This window comes from Salibaculum sp., from assembly GCF_035270045.1.
GTDB lineage: Bacteria > Pseudomonadota > Alphaproteobacteria > Rhodobacterales > Rhodobacteraceae > Salibaculum.
Map to the genome: position 1 here is coordinate 25,573 of NZ_DATFIP010000087.1, position 7,143 is coordinate 32,715.

General features: G+C 66.5%; 8 protein-coding genes. All 8 read right to left on the minus strand.

Features of this window, described 5'->3' with window-relative positions; translation table 11 throughout:
• Positions 1–6: 6 nt before the first annotated feature.
• Positions 7–1,128: a cobalamin-independent methionine synthase II family protein gene (locus tag VJ897_RS15055; protein WP_324056617.1), complete on the minus strand. Its 1,122-nt coding sequence runs from the start codon at positions 1,126–1,128 to the stop codon at positions 7–9.
• A gap of 4 nt (positions 1,129–1,132) precedes the next feature.
• Positions 1,133–1,738 (minus strand): class I SAM-dependent DNA methyltransferase, encoded by a 606-nt coding sequence (locus VJ897_RS15060; RefSeq protein ID WP_324056618.1) that lies wholly within the window; start codon positions 1,736–1,738, stop codon positions 1,133–1,135.
• Positions 1,735–2,376: an HAD family hydrolase gene (locus VJ897_RS15065; RefSeq protein WP_324056619.1), complete on the minus strand. Its 642-nt coding sequence runs from the start codon at positions 2,374–2,376 to the stop codon at positions 1,735–1,737. The genes VJ897_RS15060 and VJ897_RS15065 overlap by 4 nt, the downstream gene beginning before the upstream one ends.
• Positions 2,377–2,405: 29 nt before the next feature.
• Positions 2,406–3,371 (minus strand): cupin domain-containing protein, encoded by a 966-nt coding sequence (locus tag VJ897_RS15070; RefSeq protein WP_324056620.1) that lies wholly within the window; start codon positions 3,369–3,371, stop codon positions 2,406–2,408.
• Between the two features lie 136 nt (positions 3,372–3,507).
• Positions 3,508–4,497 carry a nuclear transport factor 2 family protein gene (locus VJ897_RS15075; RefSeq protein ID WP_324056621.1) on the minus strand — a complete coding sequence of 330 codons (990 nt, stop codon included), beginning with the start codon at positions 4,495–4,497 and terminating at the stop codon, positions 3,508–3,510.
• Positions 4,494–5,513 carry a LacI family DNA-binding transcriptional regulator gene (locus VJ897_RS15080; RefSeq protein WP_324056627.1) on the minus strand — a complete coding sequence of 340 codons (1,020 nt, stop codon included), beginning with the start codon at positions 5,511–5,513 and terminating at the stop codon, positions 4,494–4,496. The genes VJ897_RS15075 and VJ897_RS15080 overlap by 4 nt, the downstream gene beginning before the upstream one ends.
• Positions 5,513–6,274, minus strand: coding sequence for an SDR family NAD(P)-dependent oxidoreductase (locus tag VJ897_RS15085; RefSeq protein ID WP_324056622.1), 762 nt, complete (start codon positions 6,272–6,274; stop codon positions 5,513–5,515). The genes VJ897_RS15080 and VJ897_RS15085 overlap by 1 nt, the downstream gene beginning before the upstream one ends.
• The coding region (locus tag VJ897_RS15090) for an ester cyclase (RefSeq protein WP_324056623.1) at positions 6,274–7,143 on the minus strand (870 nt) is incomplete at its 5' end. The genes VJ897_RS15085 and VJ897_RS15090, both read right to left, overlap by 1 nt.

The following is a 7,143-nucleotide window of genomic DNA, read 5'->3' on the forward strand; positions in this document are numbered from 1 at the left end:
GCGCCGTCACCTGACCAGCGCCGCCCCCTCGGCCAGCGCGCCCAGCTTGGCATAGGCGATCTCGGGGTCCACGGCGCCAAAGCCCGCGAAGGTTCCAAAGCCGCAATCTGACCCGGCAATCACGCGATCGGCGCCGACGATATCGACAAAGCGCCGGGTCCGCTGGGCCACCAGGTCGGGGTGTTCCACGAAGTTCGTCGTCGTATCCACCACGCCGGGCACCAGAACCTTGTCGTCGGGGATGTCGGCCTTGCGGTCGCGGAACACCGCCCATTCGTGGCCGTGGCGGGGGTTCGAGGTCTCGAACAGCACGTAGCGCGCCTTGGTTGCCATCAGCGTGTCGAACATGCTTGCCATGGAGATATCGCAGACATGCGGCCCCTCGTAGTTGCCCCAGCAGATATGAACGCGCACCTTGTCGGCGGGCACGTCCGCGAGCGCGTGGTTCAGCGCCTCGACGTGGGAATTGGCGATCTTCAGGAACTCGGCGTCGGACAGGTCGTTGAACAGCATATGCCGCGACAGCGCCAGGTCGGGGCAGTCCAGTTGCAGGTCAAGGCCGGAGGCGACGATGGTCTCGTACTCCTCTTTCATGGCATCGGCCAGTGCGGCGAGGTAGGCCTCGCGCGTGGGGTAATGATCGTTCTGCAGGAACAGCGAGATCACGCCGGGGCTGGCGGCGTTCATGAAACCGCGCGCCACTCCGTGCTCGGCCATCGCCGCCTTGAGATTGGCGATATCCTCCTGCAACTCGCCCTGGCCCTTGGACTTCACCTCGCCCACGCACATGGGCCTGGCATATTTCGGCGTACCCCCGTCATCGGCCAGGCGCTTGAGGAACGTGGGGAATTTCTTGAGGTCCGCGGGCGCGTTGCGCGGGCTGTCCCCGTCGAAGCCGGTGTAGCGGTCCTTGACGTAGGTGGCATAGCTGATCTTGGACGTTTCGCCGTCGGAAACAATATCGATGCCAGCCTCTTTCTGTCTTTGCACGGTGTCCGATACTGCCGCCGTCATACAGGCAGCGAACGCCGCCGGATCGTAATCCCTGCCATGCTCGCGGGCGAAAATGAAATCCACGACCTCTTGCGTGCGCGGCAGCGATCCCACGTGGCTTGTCTTGATGGGCATCTGGTCAGTCCTCCTTGCGCGCCATCAGCACGCTGTGCTTGTCGGTTTCGGGGTCTTCGGCAAGGAACCCGGTCAGCCGCATTCCGTGATCTTCCAGACAGGCGGCATATTGCGCGGGCGAGAGAGAGGCATGGTAGACCGGCTCGCCGCCAACCTCGCCCGTGGCCTCGCCCGCCTTGGGGCCGACGGTCACCAGCAGGGCGCCGCCGGGAGCCAGGTGCGCGGCCATGCGGCCCAAGGTCTGCCGCTGGGCCTGCGGGTCGAGATGAAAGAAACTGTCCCAGGCGACGATGCCCTCGAAGGTCTCGCCCAGCTCAAGGTCGCGCATGTCGCCTTCGCGCCAGTCGCCGTCAGGCCAGCGCCCGCGCGCGATCTCCAGCATCGGGGTAGCAAGGTCCAAACCGGTGACGCGAAAGCCCTCGGCCATGAACCAGCGCGCGATAGGCTCGCCGGCGCCGCAGCCAAGGTCCAGCACACGCCCACCAGTTGGCAGCGCCGCGGCAAAGCGCGCCAGCCAGCGGGCCTCGAACAGCACGCGCGAGCGCTGCGCGTCATAGACAGCCGCCTGGCGTTCGTAGACGCCGCGGATATCCTCGGGGCGTCCGGTCATGCGTCCGACCCGGCTGGCAGGGTCAGGGTCCGCACCACCGCACTGGCCCCCTCGAAATTGGCGGCATCGTGCAGCGCGCCAGGAAAGGCGGTGCAAGTCAACCCGGCGCCCAGCGCCGCGCGGAGCCCGTCTGGATTGTCCTCGACCGCTTGGACCGCGGGATGACCCAACCGTCGCATGGCCAGGACGTAGACCTCGGGGGCGGGCTTGGGATCGGTGACGTCGTCACGGGTCAGGATCAGGTCGAAATCCGCGTGCGACAGCCGCGTTGCCGCCAGCACCGCGTCCACGTTGGCCGCGCTGGTGGTCGTTACCAGCGCCACCGCATGCCCCGCGTCCCGGGCGGCCGCCATCGTCTCGGCCACACCGGGGCGCAAAGGCACCCCCTGCGCCAGGCGACGCTGGAACAGGGCGCTCTTGCTGGCGTGCAGGGCTGCCACGTCAACATCCTGGCCCTGGCGGGCCGCCTCGGCGGCGATCCGGTCGGCCCCGCCCGAGCGCGCCAGCAGATCAGCATAGCGCGCCTCGGACCATTTCCAGTCCAGGCCGGCTTCGGCGAAGGCCGCGTTGAAGGCCGCGCGTTGAAGGTGCGAGGTTTCGGCAAGAACGCCGATGGACCCGAGAAGAAGTGCCGCCAAGGGGAAATCCTTTCGTTAGCCGACCCGGATCAGCCCTGCCAGGTGGGGCCGGCGGGGTCGTCCGTGCCGATGATCTGATAAAGCGCGGCCTCGCCGGTCATCGACGGCACCACGCCGTGGGCCAGGTTTTCGGGCACCGACATGGTGTCACCCGGCGCAAGGGTGGCGCGGCCGCCTTCCCAGTCAACCCGCCAATAGCCCGTGACCGGCATCAGCACGCTGGGGCGGTCATGGCTCTGCTTTTCCCCGGTCGCGCTGCCGCGCGTAAGAAAATTCACCTCGAAGCCGGGCCTGTCACGCAACAGTCCGGTCGCACCGATCACCTTCGCCGGGGCCTTGTCTGCCAGCGCCACCATGTCCCAGTAGCGGGCCACATGGTTCGGGAGGACCTCGGCCGTGCTGGGCTCGCCGCGCTTGGCCAGTTCGGCCTCGCTCATCAGGGGCATCGGCTTCACACCATCGGGCAGGGCCTGGCCCTGCTTGGTGTCGTAGAGCTTGCCGGTCTCGGCCAGGACAAGGCCATGATCGGCGGCTTCTTCAATGACCTGCGGCGCCCACTTGACGCCACCGCCCGCATCATCGCCACCCAGAATGGCCATGATCATCCCGTAATCGGTGCCGATGTTCTCGAAGCCCCGGAAGACGCCGGTGGGGATGTTGAAGATGTCGCCCGGCTCCAGCGTGACCTCGCCGGCGGTCCCCCAGCGCCCCCAGAAGAAGCGCCAGCGCCCCGAGAGCACGAAGAAGACCTCGGCGGTGCTGTGATCGTGCAGCGAGTTGCGCACGCGTGGCGGCTGGCCTGCCGCACCGATGTTGAAACCGTGCTGGATGCTGATGTGAACATGCTGATCGGGGGATTCGGAGACCCCGCCACCGATGATGGTGAAGTTCTCTTTCTGGTTGCTGCCCGGGGTGTGAGCGTCGATGAAGGCCGTCTTGCAGGGTTGCAGTTCGCCATAGCGGACGATGCGGGATTCCATGTCCTGGGGTGTCATGTCATTGGTCCTTTCGGGTTGAGTTTCTGAGCGTCGGGAAATCAGAAAACACGTCCCGGCGGATGCGGGTTCAGGCGCACGGACCGGCGCGCCTGGAACAGCATGTGCAGCCGTCGTATGACTTCGGGCTGGCGCATCACAGCGCGCCCGTATGCAGGAGGATCTGTTTCCAGATCGCGGTTTCGTCGAAGAGTGTCCATTCCCGGCGCAGCTTCACCTGCCCCGAGATCAACTCGCCCCATTCGGCCTGGGAAATCCCCAACAGGTAGACCTTGGCCCCGGTGGGCGCACCGAACGTGCCCCAGCCCGAATGCGTGCCTTGCAGCGACCAGCGGATCGCCGAGCGCGGCGGCATGTTCGGGTCATCGCGCCCGATCTGGTGGTCGATGCGGAACTCGGCATCCGGAAAGGCCGCGCGCAGCCCCATCCAGAACCCGTCGGCCGCAGGCCAGCCATGGCCGGTTGCGCCACCGGGATATTCCAGTTGCGCGGCGCGGTCATACTCGGCCTCGACCGCACCCATGTCGGCGCCCATGATCCGGGTCAGAAGGTCGGCGTGGCGCTGACCCCATTCATTGTCATTACCAGACCCCTTGTAGGGTCCGGGCATGTCCGTGGCGGGGCTCAGCGGGCGCACGCAGGCCTCGGGGCCGCCCTCCCGGGCGATCAGGTCGCGGGCGTAATCCGTCGGGTCCCAGCCAATCTGGCGCACGATGGCGGTCTGGTCGCGGATCAGCCACTCGTCGTCGATGGCATTGTTCCGGGCATGACAATCGGCAAGAATCCGGTATTGCAGCTTGGCCCCCGACGCCGCGCCATAGACACCGTCGTGCGCATGGGTCGCCTTCGAGATGATACGGTGGCTCGACAGCATCCCCTGTTCGGGCGTGCCCGACCAGATCACGTCCTCACCCAGCAATTCACGGTCGGGAAACTCGGCGAGGGTCGCCATGGTGGCCGCGATGACACCCTGGTTGCCCACCACGACCGAGGCCGGCGAGCGCACGACGATATCGGGCGCGTAGTAGTGGTGCAGCGTGGCGATGCCGCGATCTTCCCAGATCTCTTTGGTGATGCCGATTATATAGTCGGGGAAATCGGCGAATTTCGGGTCGAACCCTTTCATCCTGTCCATCCTTCGGGAATGCGGGCCGAGCTGCGCAGGATCAGCTCGCCCTCGATTTCGATCTGTTGCGGCGCAATGCCGGCGGTTTCGACCTGGGCCAGTATCGTTTCGACCGCCGCGTCCACCATCCGGTTCACCGGCTGGCGGATCGTGGTCAGGTCATAGGCCGGCCAGCCCGCCAGCGGAACGTCGTCGTAGCCCACGACGGACACGTCCCGCCCCGGGACCATCCCGGTCAGGCGCAGCTCGTCCATCACGGCAAAGGCCATGTGGTCATTGCCCACGAAGATCGCGTCGGGCCTTTCCCCGCCGCCGATCAGCTGCCGGGCGCATTGCATCGCGACCTCGCGCTTGTACATGCCATCGACCGTCGCGAAGGGGGTCACGCCGGCCTCTTGCAGCACCGACAGGAACCCGGCCTGCCGGTCGCGGCCCGTGGAACTGCCCTGCCAGCCGGCGATGTGGGCGATGCGTTCGTGACCGCCGGCCAGCAGGAATTCCGCCGCCTTGCGGCCACCCTCGAAATTCGTCGAGGTGACCGAGGAAAAGCCGCTGTCGTCCTGCCCGCGGTTGAACAGGACCACCGGGATGCCGGCGGCGTTCGCCCTGTCGGCCAGGGTCGAGCTGATGGCGACCGAGGCGGTGAGGATCCCGTCGACCTGGTAATCCATCAGGTCCTGCACAACCACATCCGCGTCTTCGATCGAGTTGGGCGCGGTAAAGATGAGAATATGATAGCCCTGAGCCTGCAGCGCGTTGGACAGCCGTTCCAGTGCCACAGGGTAGAACTGGTTTTCGAGGTAGGCCACGACCAGACCGATGATCCGGCTCTTGCCAGAGACCATGGCGCGAGCCAGGACGTTGGGCCTATAGCCCAGCTCGGCTGCGGCCAGGCGCACCTTCTCGATCGTCCTGGCCGAGGCCGAGGCACCGGGCGTGAAAACCCGGCTGACCGCCGATTGGCTGACCCCGGCACGAGCGGCGACCTGGGCCGAGGTAATCCGCGCGCGGTCCATCATCCTGCCGTCCAGCCCCCGTCCAGAAGCAACGCGCTGCCCGTGACCAGCGCCGAGGCGGGCGTGGCCAAGTAGACCACGGCACCCATGATATCCTCAACCGCGCCAACACGGCCCAGCTTGATCTTCTCCTCGATCCACTTGACGCGCTCGGGGTTTTCGAAGGTCTGTTCGGTAAGCGGCGTCCGGATGAAAGTGGGACAGATCGTGTTGATGCGGATACCGCCCGGGCCCCATTCGATGGCCATGGATTTCACCATGCCCTCCAACCCGTGTTTCGAGGCGGCATAGACCGCGCGGTCAACCCCGCCGACATGGGCCATCTGGCTTGAGACATGGATGATCGAACCGCCCTGCCCGGCCGCCGTCATGGCCCGGGCGGCCTGCTGGGACAGGAAATAGGCGCCGCGCAGGTTCACGCCCATGACCGCGTCGTAATCCTCGGGGCGGGTGTCCAGCGCGGGGGAGTGGCGGGCCAGGCCGGCGGCATTGACGACCACGTCGAAAGGCGCCCCGGCGAAGGTGTCGCGCACTGCCGCCTCGTCGGCCACGTCCAGCGCCTGGGCCTCGGCGCTGAACCCGGCCGAGTGCATCGCCGCGACAGCCTCGGCCAGCCGGTCCATGCCCCGGGCGGCGCAGATCACATGCGCCCCCGCCTCGGCCAGCGCCACAGCGGCGCCCAGCCCGATGCCGGACGAGGCACCGGTAACCAGCGCGCGCTTGCCGTCCAGGCGGAACGAGGGCGTTCGCGGCAGGTCCATCAGGCGTCTCCGACCGGGAAGGGCACTGATCCCGGCACCCGTGCCTTGTTGAATTCGCGCAGCCGGGCGAAGACATCGACGCCCAGTTGCCGGTAGGCATCGAGGATATCCACCATCACCCAGTTTTCCCGGATACGGCCATTCTCCAGCCGCCAGAAATCGAGGCTCTTCATGGTGATCTTCTTACCCGAGGGCGCGATGCCCAGCCAGCCGTCATGGCTGACGGTCTGGATCATGTTGGGCCAGCCGGTCACGGCGACGTAGTCGTTGTCACCAAAGAAGTGGTAGGTGATCTCGTCCACGTATTGGCCCCGGTCGGGCATACCCGCCAGGAACGGAATCTGGTGCCAGTTGCGGAACCCCGCGATGCCCCGGCCGGTGCCGATGCCGGCGGGGCCATACCAAGTCATCCTGTCATCCCAGAAACGCGGCATTTCCATCACCTGGGGACCGCCCTGGCTGGGATGCCGTTTCATGTGATCGAGCATGTCCACGATGATCCGCTGGCTGTCGCGGCTCCGGCCCTCGTCCCGCGCGGGTCGGATCAGCCCATCGCCCGAGGCCGGTCCCGGCACGCAGAATTCGCGCCCCAGCGACGGCGCCATGGGCCAGGCATTTGCCTGCATCATGACTTCGGGAATGTCCCAGAGCGCCTGGTATTCCACCACCTTGCCGTCCTTGAGGCGATAGAATTCATGGAACCGCATATGCGCCAGGTGGCCGGTGGGCGGGATGTCCAGAAAGGGCGCGGCGAAAGTGCCCATGAAATGACCACCGCAACCGACCCAGTCGCCGCCGTGGTCATCGGCACCCGCCATGACGATCCAGTCGCGGCGCTCGACGTCCGGCCAGGCGGCGCGCAGCACGGC